The sequence below is a fragment of the Pseudohongiella sp. genome (assembly GCF_011050365.1).
Lineage (GTDB): Bacteria > Pseudomonadota > Gammaproteobacteria > Pseudomonadales > Pseudohongiellaceae > Pseudohongiella.
The window spans coordinates 120,872-147,783 of record NZ_DRFV01000011.1 but is presented as its reverse complement, the minus strand read 5'-3'; the positions used below and the strand labels follow the sequence as shown (position 1 = coordinate 147,783).

The window sequence follows — 26,912 nt, the reverse complement described above, 5'->3', positions numbered from 1 at the left end:
CCATGAAAATCGGCGTCTTGTCGCGCAATGCTAAACTTTATTCCACAAGACGTCTGCTTGAGGCCGCCCGTGAGCGTGGCCACGATGCACGCGCGATTGACGTACTCAAATGCTACATGAACATCACCGCCAACAACCCGTCTGTATATTTCAAGGGCAAGGGCCAGGGCGAACCCGAAGCGCTGGAATTTGACGCCGTCATCCCGCGCATTGGCGCCAGTGTTACGCAGTATGGTGCCGCAGTGCTGCGCCAGTTCGAGGTAGGGGGCACTTACTCCGTCAATGAGTCCATTGCCATTACCCGGTCGCGCGACAAGCTTCGCGCCCACCAGTTGCTGGCACGCCGGGGTATTGGTCAGCCGGTGACCAGCTACGCGCATTCTGCTGATGCGACGTCTGACCTGATCAATTCCGTGGGCGGCGCGCCCCTGCTGGTGAAGGTGTTAAAGAGCACTCAGGGTAACGGTGTCGTGCTGGCCGAGACCCGCAAAGCGGCAGAGAGCCTGATTAACGCCTTCCGTGGCCTGGAAGCTGACTTTCTGGTGCAGGAATTTGTCAAGGAAGCCAGCGGCTCGGACATACGCTGTTTTGTGGTCGGCGACAAAGTCGTCGCCGCCATGCAGCGCACCGCCCAGCCCGGGGAATACCGCTCCAACCTACATCGCGGCGGTACCGCCCAGGTGATCAAATTGCGCCCGGACGAACGTAAACTGGCAACCAAGGCAGCCCAGGTCATGGGGCTGTATGTCTCCGGTGTTGACATCATCCGCTCCGCTCACGGCCCACTGGTGCTGGAGGTCAACTCTTCGCCAGGTCTGGAAGGCATTGAAAAAGCCACCGGCATGGATATCGCCGGTGCCATCATCGAGTTTATCGAAAAGGATTCACTGAAAGGCCCGAACAAGATGAAAGGCAAAGGCTGAACCGCTGCCGCATATAACAGCGCTGCTTAACGAAAAAAGCCGCCGCTACTCAAAGTAGCGGCGGCTTTTTCATAGTTTGCGCCTGCAAACAGCTGTTTACTGCGCGGTAACCGGCGCCGGCACAGGAATGTCCATCAGCGCTGGTGCTGTCAGACTGCTGGCAATGTCGGTTGCTGTGGTAATCGCAGAGCGATACTCACCGGCAGGTAATTCAAGCCAGGACGATGTGCTCTTGTCCCAGACAGCTGTGGTGGTGCGATCTTCGGTCTGGTAAGCCAGCATCAGACGACCAATACGCGTCATGGTCACTTCCTGCTCCACGCCATCTACTTCCATGATGGTTTCGTAGGTGTCCAGTGTCCGGCCGTAACCGCCCTCAGCCTGATACAGGGCAATCAGCAAAATCAGCTTTTGCGACAACGGTGCATCTGGGTTGTCCACCAGGCCACGGATGCGACTGACTTCTTCACGACGGTCTTCCAGATTGAAAGGCAGATCGGATTCGATAAACTGCTCCATGCTGGCCATCATGCGCTCAACAAGGTCGTTCAGCGGCGAAGTTTCTTCGTTGGAGATCATGGCAGCGTATTCAATGGAATCTGCCATCTCTTCAATCAGTTGTTCCTGCAGCGCTATGCGGTTTCGCAGCTGCGCATTGGCCACGGTCAATTGCTCAAGCTGATTGTTGGCCTGATCGAACTGCTCTTGCAGGGATTGTGCGCTCAAAGGAGCGCTCAGTACGGCGAATATTACCGCAACTGCGGCCGCTGGCACGGAAGCCAATGACCTGGAAAAGTATTGCAGGGACTTCATAATTATTCTTCCTCGTTGGGGAGCACCATCTTAAAACAGATTCGGGGGCGAAAACAACCCATCGACAGCCCCCGGTCAGTGGTCTTTTCACTTATAGCAGGGGAATGCTCAAATATGATGACAGGCTGCTGTCGTCTGGGCTGCACCAGCACCGTGCACTTTCAGTACCGGTGCCTGCTCACGGCACAAATCCGTGGCACGCGGGCAGCGGGTATGGAAGCTGCACCCCGATGGCGGGTCAATCGGAGACGGCACATCGCCGCTCAGAATAATGCGTTGTGACTGATGATGCGGATCCGGCACCGGTATTGCCGAGATCAGTGACTGCGTGTAGGGATGGTTCGGGTTATGGTAAATATTCTCTCCGGCACCGGTTTCCACAATTTTACCCAGGTACATGATCGCGATTCGATCCGATATATGCTTCACCACTGCCAGATCATGCGCGATGAACAGGTAAGACAGCTTCAGTTCCTGTTGCAGATCAATCAGCAAATTCAGGATCTGGCTCTGAATGGACACATCCAGCGCCGATACCGGCTCATCACAGACGATCAATTTCGGATTCAGCGCAATCGAACGGGCGATACCGATACGTTGACGCTGGCCGCCGGAAAACTCGAACGGATAGCGCGTGACCGAACGTGCCGGCAAACCGACCAGGTCGAGCAGCGCCAGTACCCGGCGCTTGCGCTCGGCGCTGTTGCCGACCCCTTGCACGATCAGCGGCTCCTCTATGATATCGCCCACCGTATGGCGAGAATTCAGCGACTCCATCGGGTCCTGAAAGATCATCTGTATGTCACGCCGGAACGGCATCAACTTCTTGCGCGACAGCGTACTGATATCGTGTCCCTGAAACAGTATCTCGCCGCTGGTCGGTTGATACAGCCGGGTAATACAGCGACCCAAAGTGGATTTACCGCAACCCGACTCACCGACCAGGCCCAGCGTTTCACCCGGTGCTATCTCGAAGCTGACGCCATCCACAGCTTTATTGAATTTCCCGGTACGCATGAACACACCTTCCTTGACCGGGAAATGCATTTTCAGATCGCGCACTTTCAAAATGGGCGTTTGCGCATCACGGCTCATGCAGGCACCTCCGTCAACGGTGGCAGATCTCGCCAGCGATAGCAGCTGACCGAATGACCGGCGCTGACCTGTTCTTCCGCTGGTGACGCCAGCGTGCAACTGTCGAGGCAATGACGGCAGCGGTTGGCAAAGCGACAGCCTGCCGGCAGATCACGCAGACCGGGGACCATTCCGGGAATAATGGCAAGCCGGGATTTGGGCACGGTATTCAGGCGTGGGATTGAGGACAGCAAACCTTGCGTATAGGGATGTGTGGGGTGATCAAAGATATCGTAGACCGTGCCTTTTTCCGCCACCTTGCCGGCATACATGACAACGACCTGCTGCGAGGTTTCTGCGATGACACCCAGATCATGGGTAATCAGCATTACCGCCATACCCATGTCATTTTGCAATTCGCGGATCAGTTCCAGAATCTGTGCCTGGATGGTGACATCCAGCGCCGTGGTGGGCTCATCGGCAATCAGCAGTTTGGGGCCACAGGCCAGCGCCATGGCAATCACCACCCGCTGCCGCATGCCGCCGGACAGTTGATGCGGGTATTCTCCCATGCGGATATCCGGGGCCGGGATGCCGACCCGGTCCAGCATGACCATGGACTGGCGCAACGCGTCCTGCTTGCTGATCTTTTTGTGCAACAGCAATACTTCTGCCAATTGCCGACCGATGGTGTGTACCGGGTTCAATGCGGTCATCGGCTCCTGAAATACCATGCCGATTTCGGCGCCGCGGATTGCCCGCATTTGCTCCAGCGTCAGCGCTGCCAGGTTCTGTCCGTTAAAACGAATCTCCCCGGACACGATCTGCCCCATGGGCTGCGGCAACAGGCGCATGATGGACTGCGCGGTGACGCTTTTGCCACAACCGGACTCGCCCACAATGCCCAACGTTTCCCCGGCATTGACGGAAAAGCTGACATCGTCGACAGCACGCACCCGCCCCTCATCGGTGTCAAACTCTGTGACCAGATTGCTCAGCTGAAGTATCGGCTCGGACATCGATATCACTGCTCGCGGTACTGATCGAATACGCGTATCTGCGGTTCGAAAGTCTCACCGGCAGCGCGCGCCGCCAACGTCCGCTCTTTAGCCTCGCTGTCAATCCAGTGCACATGAAGTTCGGTGGCCAGTGATGGCGTACGGTGATTGAAGAATTCGGGATACTTGACCCAACGCCAATACCCGATGCGATAAAAGTCCTGCACAAACCCGGGCACAAACGACGCATAGTCGTGGTGGAACTCGAGCATCTGATGCGACAGTGCGAGCATCTCTTCCCGGCTGCTGGATTGAGTATACACATCGATCATCTGGTCCAGCTCATAGCTGGCCAGCACTTCCATGTTGTTGGTCTGGACTTTCACTTGCCGGTCCGGATTAACGCTGCCGTCATCCAGAAACGCGTCATCATAGGCGTTGTCAGAATGCATGGTATCCCAGAATCGGGGGAACATTTCCACACCAACGCCCAGGGCGACGAAGGCAATATCGTGCTGTTTTTCCTGCACCTTCTGCCACGCCGCAGTCTGATCCAGCACTTCGATCCGGTATTCAACCCCCGCCTTGGCAGCCTCCTCACGCAAAATGGTCAGAATATCGCTCAAACTCTCATAACCGGTGGTAACGGTAAATGCCAGTCGTTGCCCCTGTTCATTGACCAGAATGCCATCGGGGCCTCTGCGGGTGAAACCGGCTGCGGCAAAATGCGCCTGCGCCTGGTCGACATCGAATGGTCTGGCCCGCAGCTCCGGATGTGAGAATTCGCCGAAACCGTCACTCACCGAATTCATACGTGCATAGTCACCGCGAAAAAAGCTCTCGATCACCAGGTCCCAGTTGGTTGCATACTGGAGCCCCTGGCGCACGTCCTGATCGTTCAGCAGGGGCCGGGATGTATTCATCCACAGGCCATAGTTTGGTCGCGGCCGCTGATTGTAGAACACTGACTTGTAGATATAACCATTGGCAACATCAGGGTCATCGTTGGGCAGCTTTTCATACCAGTGTTCCGCCAGGTTGAGACCAAACTGATCAATATCGCCGCGTTTGAACGACTCAAAAACATTGTTGCTGTCACGAATAACATTCAATACAACACGATCCACGTTGTAACGGTTGCGGAAGAACTTCTTGTCCTTTGCCCACCAGTTATCCAGACGCGTCAACGCCACCGATCGTCCCTGCACCAGGTCTTCATCGCGAATCACATACGGCCCGGTGGTTGGCGTGAAACGCCACTGATAGCGCTCAACAAAATCATCGCCCAACTCTTTGTAGAAATGCTGTGGCTCCGGGCGCAAATCCAGCGCGTGATGGCGAAAATCCGGTTTCTGGGTTTTCAGCGTCACTGACAACGTGAGATCGTCATACTTGGTGATATTGCTGAAGGTGTTTTCGTAATAATTGTTGTACCAGGGCGCAACGATGTATTCAGACCGGTTGAAGAAAAACATGAACATAAAATCATCGGTCGTAATCGGCTCACCATCGGACCAGCGGGCATTGGGGTCAAGTCGCGCATAAACGGTCGCTGTGTCTTCGTCAATGGCCCATTCCGATGCCAGCGCAGGGTAAAATTCAAACTCGCGATCGGGGTGCAGACTTGCCAATGGCAGGGTGACATCGTCCAGCAACCAGGTTCGGAACGCGCCATTGGAGTCCGGTCCTACGGTGCGTAACGTGCGCGGGAAGTCCTGAATGGAGCCATATTGCGTACCGCCCTTCTGTGCATCGGGCGAGCCGAGATCGGGCAAGCCCTCGCCGCTCTCCCACACCAGGTCTGAGGGCAGGTCGGCAGGTGTTTTAAACTGAAAAAGCTCAGGATACGCCGCATAGTAATCCAGCACTTCCTGCGTATTGTCCAGCACCTGCGTCTCATCGGAGCCGCCGCCGCAGGCAGACAACACACCTGCCAGCAGCACTCCTGCCAATCCGGTACGCCACAGTCTGTTCATCTCGATAACCTCCGCAAACTCATTTGTAGACAGTAAATTTTTTGGGATCAAACGACTCGCGAATCGCTTCTCCAATGAATGTCACCAGCGTCAACAATACCACCAGGGTGCCGAATGCTGATATCACAATCCAGGGGGCCGTGCGCAGGTTGCTGGTACCCTGTTTTAATAATTCACCCAGACTGGGTGTGGGTGGCGGCAGCCCGAAGCCCAGAAAATCCAGTGCCGTGATAGCGGTAATGGCTGCGATCACGGTAAATGGCATGAACGTCACCAGTGTTGCCAGCACATTAGGCAGTATATGTTTGAAGATAATACGTGTATTGGATGCCCCTATGATCCGGGCGGAGGCGACATAGTCACGCGCTTTTTGTTTGTAGGTTTCGGTGCGCATAAAGTAGGTCATTGATGTCCACGAAAACAACACCATAACCGAGAGCAGCACCATGATCCGGAAAAATATTGAAAAGGTGTCAGGAATAACGGAGAAAATTATGATGACCATATACAGAAATGGCACATTGCTCCAGATTTCAATCACGCGCTGAAACAACAGATCAAACAGGCCACCGAAGTAACCCATCGCGGCGCCAATAGCGATACCTATAAAGTAGACCGCAAACGTAAACGCCATGGCAAAGAACAGAGCGGTGCGGGTGCCATAAAACAGACGTGCCAGGATGTCACGGCTGGTGGTGTCCGTGCCCAGATAATGCTGATACTCAGGTGCCGGCGGTTCTGGCCGGAAAATACCAGTGGTGGAATGGTTCTCATTGGCACTGTACGGCACCAGCGGCAGCAGCACCCAGTTGTCCCCGCCCTGTTCTTCGAACCGGGCTTTCAACTCGCGGTAATTGGTCTCGTATGAATACGGCAGCCCAAAGTCGGTGCCCGGATGAAACGCCGTGTAGGTAGGGAAATACAGCTCGCCCTCATAACTGACAATCAATGCGCGGTTATTAATGAGCAGCTCACCGACGACAAACAACAACACCAGAAACATCAATGCCAGAAAACTGTAATAGCCGCGCTTGATCTGCCTAAAGCGACGTATTTTTTTCAGGGTTTCCGGATTCAGTGCCAGCATTGTCAGTCCTAATTGAAACGAATACGCGGATCAACCAACGCGACCAGAATATCGGAGATAATATTGCCAATCAGCAGCAACACACTGGCCAGCAGCACCACCCCCATAACCACCGGGTAATCCCGGTCGAGAATAGCATTGAGACCCAGCAGGCCAAAGCCATCAATATCAAAGACGGTTTCAATCAGGAAGGAGCCGGACACCAGCAACGTGATGTTCTGACCGAACGTGGTAGCAATAGGGATCATGGAGTTGCGCATGGCGTGGCGGGTGACCGCGCGGCGAAAAGGGACGCCTTTGGCGATCGCGGTGCGGATATAGTCGGCAGCAAGATTATCCATCAAATGATTTTTCAGCAGCAACGTTACCAGGGCAAAACTGCCTACCAGATAACAGATCAGGGGCAGCACCGAGTGTTGTGCCAGATCAACAATCTGACCCCACAGGCTTTTCTCAGCAAATTGCATGCTGACGAAGCCACCCATAGGCAGCCATTCAAGGTTCACCGAAAAATACAACAACAACAGCGAGCCCAGCGCGTAGCCCGGTATCGCATACCCGACAAAAATCAGAATTGAGCTGACGTTGTCCACCACCGTCCGATGTTTGATGGCCTTAAGCACACCCAGCGGGATACACACCAGATAGGTGATGAACAGCGTGATCAGGCCGTAGTAAAGAGACACTGGAAACCGACTGCTGATAACTTCGGTCACCGGCTGACTGTATCGATAGGAAGTACCCAGGTCACCGGTCACCACCTTGCCCATCCAGTCGAAATAGCTGATCAGTACCGGCTTGTCGAAACCGTAGTACTCGCGCAACCGGTCCAGCTGCGCTTGCGACAAAGCCATGCCCTGCCCCGCCTGCACCGAGCTGCCACTGGACAGGCTCATCTGCTGGGTTTCCATGATGGCGCGCTCAAGCGGCCCGCCGGGCACCAGTCGGGTGATGACAAATACGATGATGGTGACACCAATAAGTGTTGGCGGTATCAGCAGTAAACGACGGAGAAAATAATCACGCATCCATGTAACTTATCTTTGGCAGTAAAACTGAAAACATCATCCCTACCTGTCGGTGTCAGCTGGCCTTTTTTGCGGCCAGAGGCCCGATCCGGACCCACCTAAACATCGAATGTAGTGAATTTCGTGTCCGATGTCCATGCCAGCGCACACCCCAATTGGCATTACCGGGTGTACAGGTGGCACGCGACCAGGCGATCCTCGTCGACCAGCGGAAGCAACTGTGGCGTTTGCTGGTGGCAAACCGGCATCACTTTCGGGCAGCGTCCGGCAAAGCGGCAACCCTCAGGCACATTCACCGGGCTTGGAATTTCGCCCTGAATCGCGGTCGACACTCGCTGCCGTTCAGTGGCGGGATCGGGCTCGGGGTTGGAGGCGATCAACACCTCGGTGTAGGGATGTCTGGGTTCAAAATAGACCTCGCCGGCCTTGCCCAGCTCCACCAGCGACCCCAGGTACATTACTGCCATACGGTCGCTGATGTAGCGCACCATGGACAGGTCATGCGCAATAAACAGCATGGTCAGGCCCATGGATTTTTTCAGGTCATTCAACAGATTGACCACCTGCGCCTGCACCGACACATCCAGTGCCGAAATCGGTTCGTCGCAGACAACAAACTCGGGCTCCATGATCAGGGCGCGGGCAATGCCGATTCGCTGCCGCTGACCACCGGAAAACTCATGCGGGTACCTTGAGGCATGGGCCGCATTCAGGCCAACGCGATCAAGCCACTGGCTGACCAGCGCCTGTTTTTGCGTGGCGCTCATCGGCTTGCCGCGCAAGCCTTCAGCGATGATTTCGCCAACGGTCATGCGCGGGTTCAGCGACGAATATGGGTCCTGAAAAACCATCTGCATCTTGTGCGCCAGGCGTTGAAAGTCCGCCGATCGATAGCGCGCCGGCAGCACTTCACCCCGGTAGGTCAAGGTACCTGAGGTTTTGTCGTGCAGGCCCAGCAGCGTTTTGCCCAACGTGGATTTGCCTGAGCCGCTCTCGCCAACCAGACCCAGGGTTTCGCCTTCCTTGATACTGAAACTGATGCCATCGACGGCATGCACACGCTGACCACGACCCAGATCAAAATACTTGGTGAGCCGGTCCAGTTTGACGAGCTCGCTCATGCTGGCGCTCCTGTGACTGTCACCGCCTGGTAAAGCCCGTCGATGTCGCGTTCCTGCTGCGGATGTTGCAACCAGCATTTGGCGTAATGGCCGTCACCAATAACAAACGGGGGCGGGTTGTCACCCTGACAAACCTGCATCGCCCACGGACAACGCGCACAATAGGCGCAGCCGGCGGGCGGCGAAAACAGGTCCGGCGGGCTGCCGGCAATCGGCTGTAATTGGTGAGCCGCATCAGACTTGTTGCTGGGCATGGCCAGCTTGAGACCCAGTGTATATGGGTGCGCGGATTTGTAAAAAAGGTCATCAACCGACGCCGACTCCACAATTTGTCCCGCGTACATGACTGCCACCTTGTCGGCCATGCGTGCCACCACCGCCAGGTCATGCGTAATCAGGATGATGGCCATGCCGGTTTCCTGCTGTATCTCTTTCAGCAAATCCAGAATCTGCGCCTGAATGGTGACATCCAGCGCCGTGGTTGGCTCATCGGCAATCAGAACGGAAGGCTTGCAGGCAATGGCCATGGCAATCATCGCACGCTGCAGCATGCCGCCGGAAAACTCGAAAGGGTACTGTCTGGCCCGTTTTGATGCTTCCGGGATCTTCACCAGCTCCAGCAACTCGATGGCCCTGGCAAACGCCTGGGTGCGAGAATACCCACGATGTACTTCCAGCGTTTCGGCTATCTGGTCACCTATGCACATGGTCGGATTCAGTGACGACATCGGATCCTGAAAAATCATGCCGATTTCATCGCCGCAGATCGCCTTGCCATCCAGGTGCGTTTTGCCCAGAAAGTCCTGACCCCGCAACTGCGCAGAACCGGTTCGGATTCGTCCCGGGGGCATGGGAATCAAACCCATGACGGCCTGCATGGACACCGACTTGCCGCACCCCGACTCACCGACAATGGCCAGTGTCTGCCCGGCATCAACACTGAAGCTGATACCGCGCACGGCCTGCACAATGCCGCCGTAGGTGGCAAACTCGACATGCAGATTATCAACGCTCAACAACGCGCTCATTCCGTGTTCCTCATCTTTGCATCCAGCGCATCACGCAGACCATCGCCCAGCAGGTTGAATGCCAGCACCGTGATGCTGATCATGGCTGCGGGGAATATCAGCTCGTGCGGATGGGTCAGCATGGTCTTCAGACCTTCGTTACACATGCTGCCCCAGCTCGCGGTCGGCGGCGCTACGCCCATGCCGATAAAGGACAGGAAAGCCTCGGTAAAAATCGCGGCAGGCACGGCGAAGGTCAGCGTCACCAGGATGACGCCCAGCGTATTGGGAATCATGTGACGCAGAATCAGATAGTTCTGTGAGGCACCCAACAGACGCGCGGCACTGACATAGGCTTCTTCGCGAATCTGCAGGATCTGCCCGCGGACCAGGCGCGCCGTGGCCGGCCAGGACAGAATAATCAGGGCAATGAGCATGGGGACAATACCGCTTTCGCCCGGTCCGATGCCAAATACCACCTGGAACAGAATCATGAACAGCAGGAAGGGCAATGCCACCACAAAGTCGGCAAAGCGCATCATCACCGAGTCAAACCGGCCACCGACGAAACCGGAGGTGGCGCCGTACAGCACACCAAAGGCAACAAAAAACAGCGGCGCCAGCAAACCAATAAACAGGGACACCCGCGCCCCGGCCATCAGGCGCGCCAGCATGTCACGGCCCAGGTAGTCGGTTCCCAATGGATGCCAGGACAACCTGACCTGATCGCCCGGCTGCAGAGCATCGGGGTTATCGGACAGATCCCGGGCGCGCACTTCGTTTACGGTGATGACACGCACCACGTCAGCCTGCAGCGATTCATAGTCGCCGGTTAGTTGCCCGGACTCATCCAGGGCAGCAACCGAGTAATAATATGTCTGGGCGCGCAGATCGAGCCTGTCTTCGTAGTACATCTGCTGCGTATTGTTGATCTGCAACAGCGGCAAACCCAGCGCATCTGCATCCTGCGTCGGGTAATTGTTACGGTAAACACGGTAACCGGAAGCGCCCGGTATGGCATCCCAGTGCAACCTGACGCTTTGCGTGGTGGGGTCACCTGCCAGACTGAGCCCAGTGCCGCCCTGATAACCATCATCCAGGCTGACATTGTCCCAGGCCACAAACGGGTCGACCACCATGGCACCTCTATCGGCGCCAGGTGGAACACTTATCTGGTCAATATCCTGAAGCGCCGGGTCTACCCGCCAAACCAAAGGCCCGGCAAAGGTGAACAGCAGCAGACCGATGATGAGATACAGCGACACCAGCGCCCGCTTGTTTGACTTCAGCCGCCCCCATGCATCCTGCCAATAAGAGCGTGATGGCCGCACCAGCAAGGGCGCCGCCGACTGCGATGACAGCGGCTCCAGGTCTGCAGGACGCAAACGACGAATGACCGGATTATTTTCCATGCTGACTGTTATCCTGTTTTCGCATCACTGCAACCTGACTCGTGGATCGATCCAGCCGTACACCAGGTCAACCAGTATCACCATGAAGACCAGAAAGGCACCGTAGAAAACCGTTGTCCCCATGATGACGGTATAGTCGAGCTGCTGAACTGCCTGCACAAAGTAACGCCCCAGGCCGGGGATCGCGAACACCAGTTCGACCACAAAACCGCCGGTGGTAATGGCCGCAATCGCCGGCCCGAGCACGGTAATGACCGGCAGGACGGCGTTGCGAAGCTGGTGGCGGGAAAAAATTCGGGTGGGGGACAGGCCTTTGGCCCTGGCGGTGCGGATGTAATCGGAGCTCATCACTTCCAGCATGGAGGAGCGCATCAGGCGCGTCATGTAGGCCATGGTGCCCAGTCCCAGCACCAGCGCCGGCAATAACATATGCGATACCGTGCCCCAACCCGCAACCGGCAGTATGGAAAAGCCCAGCACGTTGTTCATGTTCACCAGCGACAGTTGACTGAGTGCAGCGAACACAAAACTGGGCACCGAGATACCCAGAATGACCAGAAACATGATGATGTAATCAGGCAGCCGGTTGCGAAACAGCGCCGTCAATGCGCCAAACAGGATGCCGCCCATGGCGGCAAATAGAACGGCCAGTATCCCCAGCGTAGCGGAGACAGGGAAGTGCTCGCGAATGATGTCATTCACTTCACGGTTCTGCTGCGTGTAAGAGATACCAAAATCCCCGCGCAGCATATTGCGCATATAAATAAAGTACTGCTCGGTTACCGGCCGGTCCAGGCCGTAACGGGCCTCAAGATTGGCACGGATGGTAGCGTTGGTTGCCCGGTCCCCCGACAGAGGATCACCCGGCACATTGTGCATGCCAATAAAGGTAGCGGTGGCAATGAACCAGACTGTTATCACGCCCTGAAATAGACGTTTTAGGGTATACCACCACATTTGCTGCTATTCTCCTGCGTCTATCCACGCGTTGGTGAAATCGGTCTCGGCGCCGATGACATGGCGGCGAATACCCCGGACCTGCGGGTGGGTCACATACACATAACCGCGTTCGTAGTCGGGCAGCATAATCACATCGTCATGAATGATCCGCTGGATTTCGCCAAACGCACGCATGCGCTCTTCCATATCCAGTGAACTTTGCGCAATGCGCACCTGGGCATCAAGCGCCGGATTGCTGTAACGCCCGCGATTATTCAGGTTCCAGGAGGCAAACAGATCGCCGAAGGTCAGCGGGTCATTGTAGTCCGGCCCCCAGCCCGAAGCGACCAGATCAAAATCGCCGGCGGTCATCTTTTCCAGACGCTGCCGGAAAATCTGCGCATCAATCACCAGATCGATATCCAGGTTCCGCTTGAAAACCTCCTGATAGTACTCCGCCTGAATCCGCGAGACAGGCGTGTCGCCGGTTAGCAGCACAAGGGGCGGCAGGCGATCCAGTCCAAGCTCATCCAGCGCGGCCTGCAGGTATTCTTTTGCTTTTGTTATGTCGCGCCGGTATTCCTGCGCGGGATATTCCTCACGAAACGTTTCTTCAGCACCGGGCAACCATACCGGAAACAGACTTTTCCCCGGCAGATAACCCGGCAACTTGATAACCCGATTGACCAGTTCCCCGGCGTCATGCACCAGCGCCATGGCTTTGCGCAGGTTCAGGTTTGACGTCAGGCGTTCAGGGCGATGATTGAAGTCGGTGTAAAAAACCGTGCCCTCCATGAACTGATTGAGTGTCCAGCCCTGCAGCATGGCCTCTTCCAGCATCTCCGCGCCCAGATCCGCAATCACAATCTGATCATCCTTGAACAGATTCAGCAGCGTGCTGGCGTCCGACGTCATGTGCGCATAGTTGATCCCGTCCAGCCTGATGCGCTCAGCATCCCAATAGTACGGGTTTTTCTCCAGCTGCATACTGGCGCCGTGGACCCAGCTGGTCATCATGAACGGGCCGTTGTAGAGCATCTCATCGGCGTCGGCACCGTAACGGCCATTGGTCTGGCGATGGAACTCTTCGTTGACGGGCAGGTAGGTGTGATACGCCACCATGCGCTCAAAGTAGGCAATCGGGGTTTGCAGCGTGACGACCAGGGTACGATCGTCCACCGCGTCAACACCGACCTCGGACACGGGGACCTCGCCGTTGTTGGCCTGTTCCGCATTGAGAATCGGGTACAGAATAAAGGCATACTGGGAGCCCACGGCCGGGTCCAGCACATTCTTCCAGGCAAACTCGAAATCGTGTGCCGTCACCGGCTCGCCATTGCTCCAGCGAGCGTCATCACGCAGCCAGAACGTCACTGTGTTACCTTCCTGCTGCCAGCGCTCGGCCACGCCACCGACCAGCTCATCATCCGGCCCGTATCGCAGCAGGCCCTCCATGACGTGGGCCAGCACCATGCCACTGACCGCATCGGAAGCAAGCATACTGTTCATCTGCGGTGGCTCGTCGCGCAGATATGTGGTGATGATATTGTTTTCCACATCAACGGCCATGCGCGACATGCCTGCGGCACTGCTGGTCAACCCGGCCAGGGCATTGAGCACAAACATCACCGCCACCAGCACGGCCACGGCAGCCAAAGCATAAATAGCAAGCTGCTTGCCAGCGGCGCGGGTCAGCCTGTCGCCCGGGGCCTGGGCAAAGTCTTTGGGATCCTCTTGCTTCATGTGTCTGCCGTCTGTCTGTAGGGTCAAAATCACCAAACGGCAAGCATACCCCAGCCGTGCGCCATGAGTCGATAGATACAGCCGGCGAAATTGAACAGGTTCAGATTCTGTTTATTGCCAGACCAAAACAGCCGAAACCCGGCCTTGATATCGTTTTTGTCCCACTTTTTACCCCTGTTTACCCAATAAGAGGGTAGATATACGCGTCCGCAGGAGTAAAATGTAATCATCAAAATTGCCAAGGCTGTCTAAGCCGCCCTGGCAGCCTGTATTCTCGCGCCGGGACCGAGCTCATGTTCCGGGGATAAGACTGCAAAAAAGAAAGGACACCAACATGCGTAATTCATTTATCGCCAAACTCGCAGCACTGCTTGCCGTGATCAGTCTTGTGCTGGTCAGCACATCAGTGGTTTATGCCGGCAGCAACGGCTGGGGCAGCTGGGGCAGCTGGAGCTCTCACTCGTCCAGCAACCAGCATGAAGGCAAATCTGACAAATCTGATAAATCAGATAAATCAGGCAAGTGGGGCAAATCGAATAAATCAGACAAATCTGACAAGTCCGGTAAGTGGGGCAAATCGAATAAATCAGACAAATCTGACAAGTCCGGTAAGTGGGGCAAATCTGACAAGTCGGACAAATCAGACAAATCAGGCAAATCTGGTAAGTGGGGCAAATCAGACAAGTCCGGCAAATCGGGTAAATCTGACAAAGGCGATGACTCACACGAGCCGGTAAACCCGATTATTGAAGGTAACTGCGCAGTCTTCCATGCCGGACAACACACCGTGGCGGGCAGTGTCTGCCTGACCATCAGCGGCGATACCGTGTTTGTTGACTACATCATGGAAGGCGGCTGGACGCTGACCAACCCGCACCTGTGGGTTGGCGACACCCTGGCAAATGTCCCGACCACACGAAAAGGCAAGCCTATTCCTGGTCAGTTCCCGTTCAACGCAGACGTCAATGACGTAGACATGTACACCTTCGAGATTCCGGTGACATCGCTGAACGTGAATGCCGATCTGCTGTGCACCGATGACTACGCACTACTGGTAGCCGCGCACGGGGAAGTTGCCAAAGACGGGCAGCATGAATCAGCCTGGGCCGGCGAGACACGTTTCACCAAGCGCGGCAGCTGGGCCACCTACTTTGGTATCGTGCCAACGTGCGAAGACCCTGAGCCGGAGCCCGAGCCGCAGGTGTGCGAGCTTGCCGAAGTCAGCTCCAGTTTCTCTTCGACAGCGGGCGGCAATGTGACACTGACAGTAATTGACGGTGTAACCACCACGTTCTCGGTAACCACATCCGGCCGGGGCGGCCCCGGAGTTACAGCTGCATCAGTGGCAATTGTCGACACCTCGCGGGATATCACGCTGACATTTGCGGATATTTCGGTGTTGCGAAGTGGGGTCGACGACCTGTCACTGGGCATGTACCGGGCTGACGCGCCAGCTGAAGGCGAATTCAAGCAAGGAGTGTTATCGTTCCAGCCTGCCAGCATCACCACGCCGGACGGTACCTTTACCCTGCGCACCCAGGTAGAACTTTGTGAAATCGGCCCACAGGATCCGGGCCCGGCAGCGTGACATTAAACTGATAATGCTGACCAACAAAAAAGTCGCCAACTGGCGACTTTTTTGTTTCCGGACTCCGCGCCCTGACGCACTGTCTGTTCAGGTATCTGTGCTCAAGGCACCCGGCGCATCTCCTGCGTATCACCCTCCGTGGTCTGCCGCATGATATCCGTACCCTCAAACTCAACATGGCTGACCACTTCCTGGCCCATGGCATTCAGACGGATATGATCGTCATCTTCCCATTCATAGGGGAAACTGATGCCAAACTCACGCACGGTGACCTCTGCCACACTGTACTCCAGCGTCATCGCCTGGCCTTCGAACTCGGCCTGCCAGGCACCCTGGATGAGCACCTGCTTGGACGGTTCCCTGTTGCTGGCACAGGCAACCGTCATCAGGCATATAGCTGCGACTGTCACCATTCGTTGTGCACGCACCGGTACACGTATTTGTGCACGCATAGGCATGCCTCCCTTCATAGCTGTGTTGATTCCAACCGCGAGTGTAATAGACTACGCACAATTTCACTATGCCCAAGATGGGAAGTCAGTCATGAATGAGATAAAACCGGGTGTTTATCGCCACTACAAGGGCCCGCTATACGACGTCATCGGCGCTGCCCGTCATAGCGAAACTGAAGAGTTGCTGGTTGTATACCGGCCTCAGTACGGCGAGCGTGGGCTGTGGGTGCGTCCGCTGAGCATGTTCACTGAGCAGGTCACTGTCGATGGACGCACCGTCGCAAGGTTTGAGTGGCTGCGGGACTAACCGGCCCTGCGCTGCTCTTCCTTGGCAGCAATCTTCTCCTGCCGGCGACGCCGAATGATCACCGACATCGGCTCGCCGATATGGCTTTCTCCGCGCTCTCGCGCCAGCTGCATCTGCCGCTCGCGCTCGGCGTAGCGTTGGATCTGATCCTGACTGTGGCGATCGTGGCAATGCGGGCAACTGACCCCGGGGCGGAAGAACTCTGAACGCTTTTCGTCTTCGGTGATCGGCATACGGCAGGCATGGCACTGGTCGTAGGAACCGCGCTCAAGCTGGTGGTTGACGGTGACGCGGTTGTCGAACACAAAACACTCACCGTGCCACAGGGACTCTTCCTCCGGCACTTCTTCCAGATACTTGAGAATGCCACCCTGCAGGTGGTACACCTCGTCAAAACCCTGCTGCTTCAGAAAGGCAGTGGATTTTTCGCAGCGAATACCGCCGGTGCAAAACATGGCGACCTTTTTGTGTTTGGCCGGATCCAGAGTGCGCTCGACAAATTCGGGGAATTCACGGAAGGCCTCAGTGTCCGGGTTAACGGCGTGTTCAAAGGTCCCTATTTCGTATTCATAATGGTTGCGGGTGTCGATGACCAGCACTTCGGGATCCGCGATCAGTGCATTCCAGTCTTTGGCGGGCACATAGGTGCCAACAATATGACAAGGGTCAATATCATCCACGCCCATGGTGACAATCTCGTTTTTGAGTTTGACTTTGGTGCGATAGAACGGATTTTCGTCAGTGTAGGATTCCTTGACTTCGACGGCGCCGAAACGCTCTTCCGTGCGCAACCATGCCAACACAGCATCTATGCCCTGACGCGAACCGGCGATGGTGCCGTTGATACCTTCACGCGCCAGCAGCAATGTGCCTTTGACCTGGTTATCCAGCATGACGCGGTGCAACGGCCCGCGCAGCCCGGCAAAGTCCGGCGCCCGCACAAAGCGGTACATTGCCGCCACCACAATCGGATCTGATTGAATCTCTGGCATATCGTTTTCTCCTGAGCTGTCTCCGGAACGTAAATCCGGCGCTACATGGTGTCATTACCTAAAAGCGCGCGCATTCTACACCAGATCCAACTCGTGCTCATTGATAATGCGCAAAAATGCATCACCATACTTGTCCAGCTTGCCTTGTCCGACCCCGTTAACAGCCAACAACTGCTGGCCGTTAAGAGGACGTAGCTGAACCATGTCCAGCAATGTCGCATCGTGAAAGATCACATAGGGCGGTACGTCAAATTCTTCTGCCAGGCGTTTTCGGCACTGGCGCAGGGCCTCCCACAATGGCCTGTCTTCCGGCAACATGTTCTGGTCGTGACGTTTGCCGCGACCGGCGCGGGTGGAGACCTCCTGTACATCAATACGCAACAGCACTGTTTCCTCACCTCGCAGCACCGGGCGCGCACGTTCGGTGAGAAACAGGCCGCCGTAACTGGCATGATCCACGCCAAGATACCCGCGCGCGACCAGTTGCCGGTACACCGACTGCCACTGGGCCTTGTCAATGTCAGAGCCTACCCCGAAGGTCGTGACACGGTGATGTCCATTGTGCAAAACCCGCTCACTTTCAATACCACTCAGTATTTCGATCTGGTATGCCACACCAAAGCGCTGACCGGTACGGTAAACACAGGACAGGGCCTTTTGCGCCGCTTCGGTGCCATCCCAGGTCGGTGCCGGGTTCAGGCAGGCATCACAGTTACCGCAACTATCGGGCGCCTGCTCACCAAAGTATTCGCGCAGTGCCTGGCGACGACAGCTGGTGATCTCGCACAGCCCCAACATGGCGTCCAGACGCACACGCTCCAGACGCTTGAACTGCTCATTGCCCTGCGAGCCGTCCATCATCTGGCGCAACTTGATCACATCCTGTAATCCATAGACCATCCAGGCGGTCGCAGGTTCCCCATCGCGTCCGGCCCGGCCCGTTTCCTGGTAATAGGATTCGATACTTTTGGGCAGATCCAGATGCACAATGAACCGTACATCGGGCTTGTCGATGCCCATGCCGAAGGCAATGGTAGCCACTACAATGACACCGTCTTCACGCAGAAAACGCTGCTGGTGCTCAAGCCGCTGGGCCGCGCTCAGGCCCGCATGGTATGGCAACGCGGTAAAGCCCTGCTGTTGCAACCACAGTGCGGTCTCTTCGGTCTTGCGTCGTGACAGACAATAGATGATTCCGGCATCACCACTGTGCTCCTGACGCAGAAACTGCAGCAACTGCTGACGGGGGTTCCGCTTCTGGGTGATGCGATACTGGATATTGGGCCGGTCGAAACCGGTAACAAATTGCCGCGCATCCTGCAGCCCAAGACGCTCAATGATCTCCGTGCGGGTCGCGGCATCGGCGGTGGCCGTCAGTGCTATCCGGGGCGTTTGCGGAAAACGCTGCTGCAAAACGGATAACTGCAAATAGTCGGCACGGAAATCATGTCCCCACTGGGAAACACAGTGCGCTTCATCGATGGCAAACAGCGCGATTGACAGGCCTTCCAGCATGTCCAGCGTACCGGGCTGATTCAGACGCTCAGGCGCCAGGTACAACAAATCCAGCTCACCCTGCCGCAAGGCGCGCATGACCTGACCGTAATCTTCAGACGACAATGAGGAATTGATAAAACCTGCCCGCACACCAAGCTGCTGCAGTGCGTCCACCTGATCCTGCATCAAGGCAATCAGAGGCGAGATAATCACGCCGACACCCGGGCGGATGATGGAGGGAATCTGATAACACAGGGATTTACCACCCCCGGTCGGCATCAACACCAGGGCGTTGCGACCAGCGAGCACTTCATCAATGATTTCAGTCTGGGCACCACGGAATTGGTCATACCCGAAAACCGACTGCAGGACAGTCAGCGCAGAAGATTGTGTCGACATGGTTTGTTACAGTCCGGCCTGCAGTCGCTCCCGATAAGCAGGCAGGCGGCCTTTGAGTTTTTCGGTGTTTTCCGGGCCGAGACGCAGAAGCTGTTTTTCCACCGGCGACATATCTTCGATGCGACCTTCCGCATACAGATACATCACCGAGGGCTTGATCAATTGAAAGGGGCCGCTGGCAGTATCTGCCGCCATGACCTGATCGATGGCACGTACCAGCACTTCATCGAAATTTTCGCTACCCAGGCCCAGTTCGGCGTAGGCTTCCTGAAACAGAGGGCGCAACGCGCGGTAAACCGACATCGCCTGCCCGGGCTCCAGCGCCACCAGGGTATCAATCAGAGTATCAAATCGGCGATGCGTTGCCGGCTGCATCTGGTAAAGGTTGGTGTCGATTTCTGTCACCACCAGATCACCTTCAACACCGCGCAGTGGATAGTCAACCTGCGGCAGTTCGCCCTGGGATGCGTTATAGGTGAAGACAACAAATTTGCGTATGATGTCATCCGGCGTCAGCAGTCGTAACAGACTGGCGCCCATTTCCACACTGGCCAGCCGGGCTATCACCGCGCTGTCGCTGTCATTCAGTGGGGGCAATGGCTCGACATCGGGCTGTTCAGGCTCAGGCTCCGATACTGCCGGCTCCGGAACTGGCTCCACTTCCTGAACGGCGATGGGCTCGGCGTCGACCGGGTCGACCGGAGCGGGCGTTGTCACCGGCGTGACAGGACGCGGCACCGGACGCTCGATCTCGACCGTCCGGGTGGCTTCAGGGGGCTCAAAGGTCATCCCCAGATAGACCAGAAACAGAACCCCGATCAGGGATAGAACCGCAATTATCGCCAGTGTCTTATGTGCCATAGTGCCTTCTATTCTTGCACAGGCCTGATGACAGGAGCAAGACGAACGCAGCAGGCATCATGGTTATGCCTGCAATGATCATGATTTCGCCACAAACTTTTCGCCATCAGCCCGGGCCCGCTCAGCGCGCGGCGGTCTGATTGCTGCGCGGGAATCCCAGTTCCGCCATGCTTCTTGCCAGGTCAGTCCCGGCTGAACTGGGATTGGTGGACTTGTCTATCTGTACCACAATGCCTTGTGCATCAATGTAATAGGTCCAGCGATTGGCAAAACCGCTGGCGCCCAACACGCCATAGTCAGCAGTCATGGTCTTGTCCGGATCCGACAGCACCGGAAAATCCAGACCGTATTCTTCGGCAAAGTCGGTATTTTTTACTACGCTATCGACACTGGCCATAAAGTAGGCCACATCAAAACTTTTAATCTCGTCACTGCTGTCGCGAATGGCTTTGCACTGTATGGTGCAACCACCGGTGAACGCCGCGGGGAAAAAAGCCAGGATAACCGGCTGCCTGCCAACAAAATCGGACAGGCGGTAGGTATTACCGTCAGAGGCCTGCAAGGCGAAATCCGGCGCCCTGTCACCAACTTCCAGCGCCCCGGCCAATGCGGCCTGCAGCAGAACACACGCGCCGAACGCGATTGTCAGAACCTGTTTCAAACCTGTTTTCATAATACTGCCTGCCTCTTGTTTAGAATGACCATGCTTCGGCGCCTACCATCGTTGTAGCACAGAGCGTCTGGCATTGCGCTGCAACTCTTTTAACGCCTGCTCGATATTTTGTAACCCCTGTCCGGTTTCATTGGCATGAGCACTGGCAAATTCGGGGTTCTCAGCGAGCAAGGCCTCCATCTCGCGAACGATGGCCTGCAGATCAATGCGGGCACGCTCGGCCTGTGTCCGGCGCTGGTTGTTGGCCGAGTACATATAATCCGGGTTGCTGACCCGCTCCTGCCAACACACGCGCTGGAACCCGCCATTGCCATTGGGTACCGTCCGGCAGACCGTCTGACTGACATAACGTGGTGCCGGTGTGTTGAAGTCGGACAGACTCTGGTAATTGTACTGCCGCGCCATCTCCACCTCGGTTGCGGCCATGGCGTACAGCAGTGACCATTGTTGCCCGACATCCTGGCGCTCGCGCGCAAATGCCAGCGCCGTTTCGTGCTGCTTTTGCAAATCCTGCAGCATCTGCACAGCCTGCGTCGATCCGGGCCGTATCAACAGGTTGTGGCGCGACGCCTCCAGGCGCCAGTCACTGAATGCAAGCAGGGCTTCGCCATATGCCACACTGCTCGCCTCATGCTGCCGGTCCTGCAGGTCGAACAGCAGGTGAGCGTAAATATCGACCTGCTCCCATGCCTGTCGTCCCAGGTTGGCCTGCACCAGTGATTTCAGCAGCGCTACCTGGCGCTCGCCGTACAGACCATCGTTCACCCGCACCAGTTGCATGGCCTGCTCAAGCACGCCGTGAGCGAGCTCAAACTGTTCCAGCTCAAGCCAGGTCCGCCCCAGATCGCCCTGTAGCTCGATCAATGCCGGATTATACGAGTCCAGCTCAAAGCTCAGATCATTGATCTGATTCTGCAAGGCCTGCGCCCGTAACTGAAGGGCTTGCTGTTGCGCCGCCAGTACCGCGTCTTCAGCCTCTGCCGGGACATCGCCCGGTGACGCTGCGTCTGTTGACACCTCGTCCTGTGACACCTCGTCCTGTGACATCTCCTCCTGTGACATCTGGTTCGGCGATACCCGGATCGATCCGGGCCCGCCCTCCTGAGCAGCAGCAAAGGACATTGGCAGCAGAAAGACCACAATCCGGGCCACTATAATCACAGCTTGTAAACGCATAACTTTATCCTGTGGTTGCAAAAACCAGACCGCTGACCTGGGCAACACCGTTCATCAGAACCAGTATACGCCATCTGACCGGCGCGCTGGCAAATCCTGCACACAACCCGAATTCAGAAAAAATCTTATTTATAAACAACATGATAAAGAGCTTTTTGTCACATAAAATTCACAAAAGCTTTACGCCAACGTCATATCATCGCGTTAAGGTAAGCCCAATTCTGCCATAGCGAGGTGATCGCAATGAACGGTGTTACAAAACTTCAGGCCAAACCCGCAAAAAAGTATCGCGCCATTTTCATCTCGGACCTGCACCTTGGCTTTCGTGGCTGTCAGGCTGACAAACTGCTCGACTTCCTGCGCAGCACAGAGTCCGAGTTCCTCTATCTGGCCGGCGACATCTTTGATGGCTGGGAAATGAAAAAACGCCCGTATTGGCCGCCGCAGCACCAGGAAGTGGTCAAACTCATTCTGCACAAGGCCGCCAACGGCACCCGGGTCATCTATACGCCGGGCAACCATGATGAGTGTGCCCGCGACTTCTGCGGCCACAGCTTTGACAACATCCTGGTGCGTGACACGGCGATCCACACCACGGCTGATGACAAAAAACTGCTGGTGCTGCACGGCGACCAGTTCGATACCGTGATTCAGGTCAGTCCGATACTGGCGCACATCGGCTCCACCATGTATGGCAAACTGCTGTTGCTCAACCGACTGGTGAACGCCACCCGCAAACTGATGGGCAAACCCTACTGGTCACTGGCGGCGCATCTGAAAAACAAGGTCAAAAATGTTGTCAGCTACATTGGCCGTTTCGAGGAAGCCGTAATCAATTCGACACGGTCACAGCAACTGGACGGTGTGGTTTGTGGTCATATCCACCACGCGGAAATCACCCGTTTCGGTGACACTCTGTACTGCAATACCGGCGACTGGGTGGAAAGTTGTACGGCTCTGATTGAAAAGCCCGACGGCGAGCTGGAAATCCTGCGCTGGGTGGATGAACCGCAGGGACACAGCACACAGAGCGATCCCCGGACTCTGCCCAAAGCCGCCTGATATTCCCCGGCGGCCGTGTGGCGGCAGACAGCTGATAAGACCAGTGCGGCGGCATCGTCATGGGCAAACCCGCAACGCCGGACGGCGTGGCTGGCAGTCTGCGCAATTTTCCCTGATAATCGGTCCCTGTCTGAATCTTATGTTATCCAGCAAAACCCCGGGGGGAGCCAGTTATGCAAGACCACTTATCCTTTTTTATCAACGGCCAGTGGGTCAGGGAAACTGACCGAGAAACACTTGATGTTATCAACCCGGCCACTGAACAGGCCTTCGCCAAAATCGCCATGGGCACGGCCAGGGACGTTGATGTTGCCGCCAAGGCCGCTCGCGCCGCCTTCCCGGCATGGTCGCAGTCCACTCGCGAGGAGCGGCTGGCAGTGCTGGACAAGATCATTGGCGGCATCAAGGCCCGCAGTGAAGAACTGGCCCAGGCGATCTCTCAGGAAATGGGCGCGCCCATCAGTTTTGCGCGCACCGCTCAGGTAGGCACCGGCATAGGCCACTTCGCCACCGCCCGCGCCATCCTGGAAAACTATGAATTTGAGGAAACCCGCGGTAAAACCCAGGTCATCAAAGAGCCGGTGGGCGTGTGTGGTTTCATCACGCCGTGGAACTGGCCGCTGAACCAGGTCACCTGCAAGATCGCACCGGCTATTGCGACCGGTTGCACCATCGTCATCAAGCCCAGTGAAATGTCGCCGGTCAGCGCCATCATACTGACCGAGATAATCGCTGAGGCCGGCTTGCCCGACGGCGTCTTTAATCTGGTCAATGGCGATGGCCCGACCGTGGGCGCCGCCATCTCGTCACATCCGGAAATCGATATGGTGTCATTCACCGGCTCCACGCGCGCCGGCCGCGAAGTCGCCAAGGCCGCCGCCGATGGTATCAAGCGTGTCTGTCAGGAACTGGGTGGCAAGTCGGCGAATATCATCCTCGATGACGCCGCCGACTTTGCCAAAGCGGTCGCTGGCGGGGTAATGGGCTGTTTCGGCAATTGCGGCCAGTCCTGCAACGCGCCCACGCGCATGCTGGTGCCGCAGGCACGCATGGCTGAAGCCATTGAAATTGCCAAGGCCGCAGCTGCCAAGGCAATACCCGGCGATACGCAGGACGAAAACACCCGCCTCGGCCCTGTCGTCAGCCAGGCCCAGTTCGACAAGATCCAGACCCTGATTCAGGCCGGCATTGATGAAGGCGCCACGCTGATTGCCGGCGGCGTCGGCAAACCCGACGGCCTGAGCACCGGTTATTACGTTAAACCAACCGTGTTTGCCAATGTCACCAACAACATGACCATTGCCCGCGAAGAAATTTTCGGACCGGTGCTGAGCATCCTCGGCTACAGGGACGAAGATGATGCCGTGGCCATTGCCAACGACACCGACTACGGCCTGTCGGGTTATGTGTCGGGGGAACCGGAGCATGCCCGTGCCGTCGCCCGCCGCCTGCGTACCGGCATGGTGCATATCAATGGTGCCGGCCCTGACTTTGCGGCCCCGTTCGGCGGTTACAAACAGTCCGGCAATGGCCGTGAGTGGGGCGTCGAAGGCTTCCACGAGTTCCTGGAGATCAAGTCCATGCTGGGTTACAACGCATGAGTCTGATGATCAACAAAGCGGCCATTGATCTGGGCATCATTACCCGTGATGCCGGGCCCATGCTGGCGTTTTACCGGGACCTGCTGGGTCTGGAGCTTGAGGGCGTGATTCCCATGCCCTCGGGCGGCACCATGCATCGTCTGAAAGTGGGCGACAGCGTGGTCAAGATCGTTGAACTGGATCGCGCCCCGCCAGCCGATGCGCCCCCGGGCGGCATCCCGGGGGCGACCGGCTATCGCTACTGGACAATTCATATCAGCAACCTGGCTGCCGTGGTTCAGGTATGTGAGCAGGCGGGCCACAAGGTGGTGGTGCAGCCGAAGGTGATCCGGCCCGGGGTGACGATTGCCATCGTTGTTGATCCCGATGGCAATTGGCTGGAGCTGTTGCAGGCCGATTGACGCTCATTTCTCAGGAGTTATTTTCGCTCCGATCCGGATCGCGTCACAGCACTGGGGGTGGGGGCTGGCAAGCAGCCGCCACGCCCCAGCACTGCACCGCTGCGTGCAGTATTTAGACTACAACTTCCACATTCAAACATCAGCGTCAATCGGCTGATTTGGTTGGCGATGCCCTTCGACAGGGCTGGTGACAGCTTCTGATTTAGCGACTTTGATCTGCCGTCGAAAGCCTCTGAAAAACGTAATCGAGGCAGGCAGTGCGAGGCAAAAAAAGGCTCAAAAGCGCAGTTTACACGGAGTAAATAAGCATTTTGAGCCTTTTTTTAACGAAGCAATGTCAACGCAGATAGTTTTTAGTGGCTTTCGCTGCCGTCGTGCACGTGGCCGTGCTCGATCTCTTCTTCGCTGGCATCGCGCACATTCACGATTTCGACAGCGAAATGTAACGTTTTACCTGCCATTGGGTGATTGGCATCAATCGTGACCTGGTCACCATCTACTGCGGTTACCACAATGTGCTGCTCGCCCTGCGGGCCCTGTGCTGTGAAACCCATGCCCGGCTCGACCTTGTCGACGCCCTTGAACATTTCTTTCGACAGGGTCTGCACCAGCTCCGGGTTGCTCTCGCCGTAGGCTTCTGCAGGCGGAATGGTCACTTTAAAGCTTTGACCTGAAGCCTTGCCTTCCATTTCCTTTTCCAGGCCCGGTATCAGGTTGTTGGCGCCGTGCAAATAGGTCAGCGGCTCACGGCCTTCGGAAGTATCCATGACTTCACCTGCGTCATTGGTCAGGGTGTAGTTGATACTCACTACCGCATTCTTGCCGATCATTAAACTCATTGTTCAGTTCCTGTATTTAGACTTTAACGGGCGACACCCTAACATTTATCACCGGCGATGTCTTGGCCAGAGCCCGAATACCACCCTTTTCCCCGTATTTTTCTGGTTATACGCACTTTATCAGCGATCTTTGTACTGATCTGCGAAGCGATCCTGCAGCCGGCGCATGCCGCCCAGCCAGCGATCATAGTCGCCTGCCTTGCGCTGGATATAGGTCAGCACTTCCGCATGCGGCAGACACAGAAAACGCTCTTCCGCCAGGGTCTCGATCACCGTTTGCGCCAGCGCGTCGGGTTCCAGCATGCCGTCTACGCCGGCCACTCCGCCGCCTCCGGTATTAGCCGTCATGTCGGTTTTCACCGCCTGCGGACACAGCACCGACACCTTGATGCCGCGACTGCCATAGGTGATCGACAGCCATTCGGCGAAACCGACCGCTGCATGTTTGGTTACCGCGTAAGGCGCCGAGCCGATCTGGCTGAGCAGGCCGGCAGCAGAGGCGGTATTCAACAAATAACCTTCGCCACGTGCCAGCATGCCAGGCAATACGGCACGGGCGGCGTAAATATGGCCCATCACATTGATATCCCAGATACGCTGCCAGGCATCGTTATCGACATTCTCGTCACCGGCGGTGAAGATACCGGCATTGGCACAAAACAGGTCAATGGGGCCGAACGCGTCGATGGTTTTGGCCACCAGCGCCTGCACGTCACTTTCCTTGCTGACATCCGTGGTCACACCCAGCGCCCGGGTTTGCCCGCCGATCAGTCCGACCACTTCATCAATGCCGGCCTGCTGGATGTCGGCCACCACCACTGCGCTGGCGCCCTCAGCAGCGAATCGCTGGCACAATGCCCGACCTATACCTCTGGCACCGCCAGTAACGACCACAACTTTATCTTTCACCTGCATGGGCAATTTCCCCTGTTTTACCGGTTTA

At 56.5% G+C, this 26,912-nt stretch carries 25 protein-coding genes; 6 read left to right on the top strand and 19 right to left on the bottom strand.

The features are described from left to right. The first annotated feature begins 2 nt into the window (after positions 1 to 2). Positions 3 to 923: a 30S ribosomal protein S6--L-glutamate ligase gene (gene rimK, locus ENH71_RS10290; protein ID WP_294135601.1), complete on the top strand. Its 921-nt coding sequence runs from the start codon at positions 3 to 5 to the stop codon at positions 921 to 923. Positions 924 to 1,019: 96 nt separating this feature from the next. Here rimK and ENH71_RS10285 read toward each other — a convergent pair whose 3' ends face one another. The 11 genes from ENH71_RS10285 to ENH71_RS10235 form a co-directional block, all read right to left on the bottom strand. Next, the gene (locus tag ENH71_RS10285) at positions 1,020 to 1,736 is read right to left on the bottom strand and encodes a DUF3450 domain-containing protein (protein ID WP_294135600.1); all 717 of its coding nucleotides are present in this window, start codon (positions 1,734 to 1,736) and stop codon (positions 1,020 to 1,022) included. A gap of 108 nt (positions 1,737 to 1,844) precedes the next feature. Next, positions 1,845 to 2,831: an ABC transporter ATP-binding protein gene (locus ENH71_RS10280; RefSeq protein ID WP_294135599.1), complete on the bottom strand. Its 987-nt coding sequence runs from the start codon at positions 2,829 to 2,831 to the stop codon at positions 1,845 to 1,847. Continuing rightward, complete coding sequence (locus tag ENH71_RS10275) at positions 2,828 to 3,829, bottom strand: ABC transporter ATP-binding protein (RefSeq protein ID WP_294135598.1); 1,002 nt, start codon at positions 3,827 to 3,829, stop codon at positions 2,828 to 2,830. The genes ENH71_RS10280 and ENH71_RS10275 overlap by 4 nt, the downstream gene beginning before the upstream one ends. Positions 3,830 to 3,834: 5 nt before the next feature. Next, the gene (locus ENH71_RS10270) at positions 3,835 to 5,784 is read right to left on the bottom strand and encodes an extracellular solute-binding protein (protein ID WP_294135597.1); all 1,950 of its coding nucleotides are present in this window, start codon (positions 5,782 to 5,784) and stop codon (positions 3,835 to 3,837) included. Between the two features lie 19 nt (positions 5,785 to 5,803). Further along, positions 5,804 to 6,871: an ABC transporter permease gene (locus ENH71_RS10265; protein ID WP_294135596.1), complete on the bottom strand. Its 1,068-nt coding sequence runs from the start codon at positions 6,869 to 6,871 to the stop codon at positions 5,804 to 5,806. Between the two features lie 8 nt (positions 6,872 to 6,879). Beyond that, a complete protein-coding gene (locus ENH71_RS10260) occupies positions 6,880 to 7,899 on the bottom strand; it encodes an ABC transporter permease (RefSeq protein WP_294135595.1) in 1,020 nt (339 codons plus the stop codon). A 161-nt stretch (positions 7,900 to 8,060) separates the two neighbouring features. Next, positions 8,061 to 9,020, bottom strand: coding sequence for an ABC transporter ATP-binding protein (locus ENH71_RS10255; RefSeq protein ID WP_294135594.1), 960 nt, complete (start codon positions 9,018 to 9,020; stop codon positions 8,061 to 8,063). After that, the gene (locus ENH71_RS10250; protein ID WP_294135592.1) at positions 9,017 to 10,048 is read right to left on the bottom strand and encodes an ABC transporter ATP-binding protein; all 1,032 of its coding nucleotides are present in this window, start codon (positions 10,046 to 10,048) and stop codon (positions 9,017 to 9,019) included. Before ENH71_RS10250 ends, ENH71_RS10255 begins: the two co-directional genes overlap by 4 nt. Continuing rightward, on the bottom strand, positions 10,045 to 11,439 hold the full coding sequence (locus tag ENH71_RS10245) for an ABC transporter permease (RefSeq protein WP_294137783.1): 1,395 nt from the start codon (positions 11,437 to 11,439) through the stop codon (positions 10,045 to 10,047). Before ENH71_RS10245 ends, ENH71_RS10250 begins: the two co-directional genes overlap by 4 nt. A 24-nt stretch (positions 11,440 to 11,463) precedes the next feature. Next, the gene (locus ENH71_RS10240) at positions 11,464 to 12,396 is read right to left on the bottom strand and encodes an ABC transporter permease (RefSeq protein WP_294133862.1); all 933 of its coding nucleotides are present in this window, start codon (positions 12,394 to 12,396) and stop codon (positions 11,464 to 11,466) included. 6 nt (positions 12,397 to 12,402) lie between these two features. Then, entirely contained in the window at positions 12,403 to 14,121 is a 1,719-nt protein-coding gene (locus ENH71_RS10235) for a peptide ABC transporter substrate-binding protein (RefSeq protein ID WP_294133864.1), read from the bottom strand. A 334-nt stretch (positions 14,122 to 14,455) separates the two neighbouring features. Here ENH71_RS10235 and ENH71_RS10230 point away from each other — a divergent pair, with 334 nt between their 5' ends. Continuing rightward, positions 14,456 to 15,709: a hypothetical protein gene (locus ENH71_RS10230; RefSeq protein ID WP_294133866.1), complete on the top strand. Its 1,254-nt coding sequence runs from the start codon at positions 14,456 to 14,458 to the stop codon at positions 15,707 to 15,709. Between the two features lie 101 nt (positions 15,710 to 15,810). On the opposite strand, the gene ENH71_RS10225 is transcribed toward ENH71_RS10230, so the two are convergent. Further along, positions 15,811 to 16,161 carry a hypothetical protein gene (locus ENH71_RS10225; RefSeq protein WP_294133869.1) on the bottom strand — a complete coding sequence of 117 codons (351 nt, stop codon included), beginning with the start codon at positions 16,159 to 16,161 and terminating at the stop codon, positions 15,811 to 15,813. Positions 16,162 to 16,252: 91 nt separating this feature from the next. On the opposite strand from ENH71_RS10225, the gene ENH71_RS10220 reads away from it, so the two are divergent. Further along, a complete protein-coding gene (locus ENH71_RS10220; protein WP_294133873.1) occupies positions 16,253 to 16,468 on the top strand; it encodes a DUF1653 domain-containing protein in 216 nt (71 codons plus the stop codon). Here the strand turns inward: ENH71_RS10220 and trhO are convergent. The 5 genes from trhO to ENH71_RS10195 form a co-directional block, all read right to left on the bottom strand. Continuing rightward, entirely contained in the window at positions 16,465 to 17,460 is a 996-nt protein-coding gene (gene trhO, locus ENH71_RS10215) for an oxygen-dependent tRNA uridine(34) hydroxylase TrhO (RefSeq protein ID WP_294133875.1), read from the bottom strand. The two genes, ENH71_RS10220 and trhO, sit on opposite strands and share 4 nt — an antisense overlap. Positions 17,461 to 17,535: 75 nt before the next feature. Beyond that, positions 17,536 to 19,356, bottom strand: a complete 1,821-nt coding sequence (gene recQ / locus ENH71_RS10210) for a DNA helicase RecQ (RefSeq protein WP_294133876.1) — start codon at positions 19,354 to 19,356, stop codon at positions 17,536 to 17,538. Positions 19,357 to 19,362: 6 nt separating this feature from the next. After that, positions 19,363 to 20,217: a DUF3014 domain-containing protein gene (locus tag ENH71_RS10205; protein ID WP_294133878.1), complete on the bottom strand. Its 855-nt coding sequence runs from the start codon at positions 20,215 to 20,217 to the stop codon at positions 19,363 to 19,365. 121 nt (positions 20,218 to 20,338) lie between these two features. After that, positions 20,339 to 20,890, bottom strand: coding sequence for a peroxiredoxin (locus ENH71_RS10200; protein ID WP_294133879.1), 552 nt, complete (start codon positions 20,888 to 20,890; stop codon positions 20,339 to 20,341). 42 nt (positions 20,891 to 20,932) lie between these two features. Next, a complete protein-coding gene (locus ENH71_RS10195; RefSeq protein ID WP_294133881.1) occupies positions 20,933 to 22,066 on the bottom strand; it encodes a hypothetical protein in 1,134 nt (377 codons plus the stop codon). Between the two features lie 243 nt (positions 22,067 to 22,309). Between ENH71_RS10195 and ENH71_RS10190 the strand changes: the two genes are divergently transcribed. The 3 genes from ENH71_RS10190 to ENH71_RS10180 all read left to right on the top strand — a co-directional run bounded on the left by ENH71_RS10190 (position 22,310) and on the right by ENH71_RS10180 (position 25,130). Continuing rightward, positions 22,310 to 23,128, top strand: a complete 819-nt coding sequence (locus tag ENH71_RS10190; RefSeq protein WP_294133883.1) for a UDP-2,3-diacylglucosamine diphosphatase — start codon at positions 22,310 to 22,312, stop codon at positions 23,126 to 23,128. Positions 23,129 to 23,301: 173 nt separating this feature from the next. Further along, complete coding sequence (locus ENH71_RS10185; protein WP_294133885.1) at positions 23,302 to 24,729, top strand: aldehyde dehydrogenase family protein; 1,428 nt, start codon at positions 23,302 to 23,304, stop codon at positions 24,727 to 24,729. Next, complete coding sequence (locus ENH71_RS10180; RefSeq protein WP_294133887.1) at positions 24,726 to 25,130, top strand: VOC family protein; 405 nt, start codon at positions 24,726 to 24,728, stop codon at positions 25,128 to 25,130. The genes ENH71_RS10185 and ENH71_RS10180 overlap by 4 nt, the downstream gene beginning before the upstream one ends. 353 nt (positions 25,131 to 25,483) lie before the next feature. Here ENH71_RS10180 and ENH71_RS10175 read toward each other — a convergent pair whose 3' ends face one another. Continuing rightward, positions 25,484 to 25,969, bottom strand: a complete 486-nt coding sequence (locus ENH71_RS10175) for an FKBP-type peptidyl-prolyl cis-trans isomerase (RefSeq protein ID WP_294133888.1) — start codon at positions 25,967 to 25,969, stop codon at positions 25,484 to 25,486. A gap of 120 nt (positions 25,970 to 26,089) precedes the next feature. Continuing rightward, on the bottom strand, positions 26,090 to 26,884 hold the full coding sequence (locus ENH71_RS10170; RefSeq protein WP_294133890.1) for an SDR family oxidoreductase: 795 nt from the start codon (positions 26,882 to 26,884) through the stop codon (positions 26,090 to 26,092). Positions 26,885 to 26,912: the final 28 nt, after the last annotated feature.

Coding starts and splice junctions, on each gene's coding strand:
- ENH71_RS10240 (WP_294133862.1), bottom strand. CDS start 12,396: ATGTGGTGGTATACCCTAAAACGTCTATTTCAGGGCGTGATAACAGTC.
- ENH71_RS10225 (WP_294133869.1), bottom strand. CDS start 16,161: ATGCGTGCACAAATACGTGTACCGGTGCGTGCACAACGAATGGTGACA.
- ENH71_RS10250 (WP_294135592.1), bottom strand. CDS start 10,048: ATGAGCGCGTTGTTGAGCGTTGATAATCTGCATGTCGAGTTTGCCACC.
- ENH71_RS10235 (WP_294133864.1), bottom strand. CDS start 14,121: ATGAAGCAAGAGGATCCCAAAGACTTTGCCCAGGCCCCGGGCGACAGG.
- ENH71_RS10270 (WP_294135597.1), bottom strand. CDS start 5,784: ATGAACAGACTGTGGCGTACCGGATTGGCAGGAGTGCTGCTGGCAGGT.
- ENH71_RS10185 (WP_294133885.1), top strand. CDS start 23,302: ATGCAAGACCACTTATCCTTTTTTATCAACGGCCAGTGGGTCAGGGAA.
- ENH71_RS10175 (WP_294133888.1), bottom strand. CDS start 25,969: ATGAGTTTAATGATCGGCAAGAATGCGGTAGTGAGTATCAACTACACC.
- ENH71_RS10265 (WP_294135596.1), bottom strand. CDS start 6,871: ATGCTGGCACTGAATCCGGAAACCCTGAAAAAAATACGTCGCTTTAGG.
- ENH71_RS10230 (WP_294133866.1), top strand. CDS start 14,456: ATGCGTAATTCATTTATCGCCAAACTCGCAGCACTGCTTGCCGTGATC.
- ENH71_RS10180 (WP_294133887.1), top strand. CDS start 24,726: ATGAGTCTGATGATCAACAAAGCGGCCATTGATCTGGGCATCATTACC.
- ENH71_RS10170 (WP_294133890.1), bottom strand. CDS start 26,884: ATGCAGGTGAAAGATAAAGTTGTGGTCGTTACTGGCGGTGCCAGAGGT.
- ENH71_RS10190 (WP_294133883.1), top strand. CDS start 22,310: ATGAACGGTGTTACAAAACTTCAGGCCAAACCCGCAAAAAAGTATCGC.
- ENH71_RS10275 (WP_294135598.1), bottom strand. CDS start 3,829: ATGTCCGAGCCGATACTTCAGCTGAGCAATCTGGTCACAGAGTTTGAC.
- ENH71_RS10255 (WP_294135594.1), bottom strand. CDS start 9,020: ATGAGCGAGCTCGTCAAACTGGACCGGCTCACCAAGTATTTTGATCTG.
- ENH71_RS10245 (WP_294137783.1), bottom strand. CDS start 11,439: ATGGAAAATAATCCGGTCATTCGTCGTTTGCGTCCTGCAGACCTGGAG.
- trhO (WP_294133875.1), bottom strand. CDS start 17,460: ATGCCAGAGATTCAATCAGATCCGATTGTGGTGGCGGCAATGTACCGC.
- ENH71_RS10205 (WP_294133878.1), bottom strand. CDS start 20,217: ATGGCACATAAGACACTGGCGATAATTGCGGTTCTATCCCTGATCGGG.
- ENH71_RS10200 (WP_294133879.1), bottom strand. CDS start 20,890: ATGAAAACAGGTTTGAAACAGGTTCTGACAATCGCGTTCGGCGCGTGT.
- ENH71_RS10220 (WP_294133873.1), top strand. CDS start 16,253: ATGAATGAGATAAAACCGGGTGTTTATCGCCACTACAAGGGCCCGCTA.
- ENH71_RS10285 (WP_294135600.1), bottom strand. CDS start 1,736: ATGAAGTCCCTGCAATACTTTTCCAGGTCATTGGCTTCCGTGCCAGCG.
- recQ (WP_294133876.1), bottom strand. CDS start 19,356: ATGTCGACACAATCTTCTGCGCTGACTGTCCTGCAGTCGGTTTTCGGG.
- rimK (WP_294135601.1), top strand. CDS start 3: ATGAAAATCGGCGTCTTGTCGCGCAATGCTAAACTTTATTCCACAAGA.
- ENH71_RS10195 (WP_294133881.1), bottom strand. CDS start 22,066: ATGCGTTTACAAGCTGTGATTATAGTGGCCCGGATTGTGGTCTTTCTG.
- ENH71_RS10260 (WP_294135595.1), bottom strand. CDS start 7,899: ATGCGTGATTATTTTCTCCGTCGTTTACTGCTGATACCGCCAACACTT.
- ENH71_RS10280 (WP_294135599.1), bottom strand. CDS start 2,831: ATGAGCCGTGATGCGCAAACGCCCATTTTGAAAGTGCGCGATCTGAAA.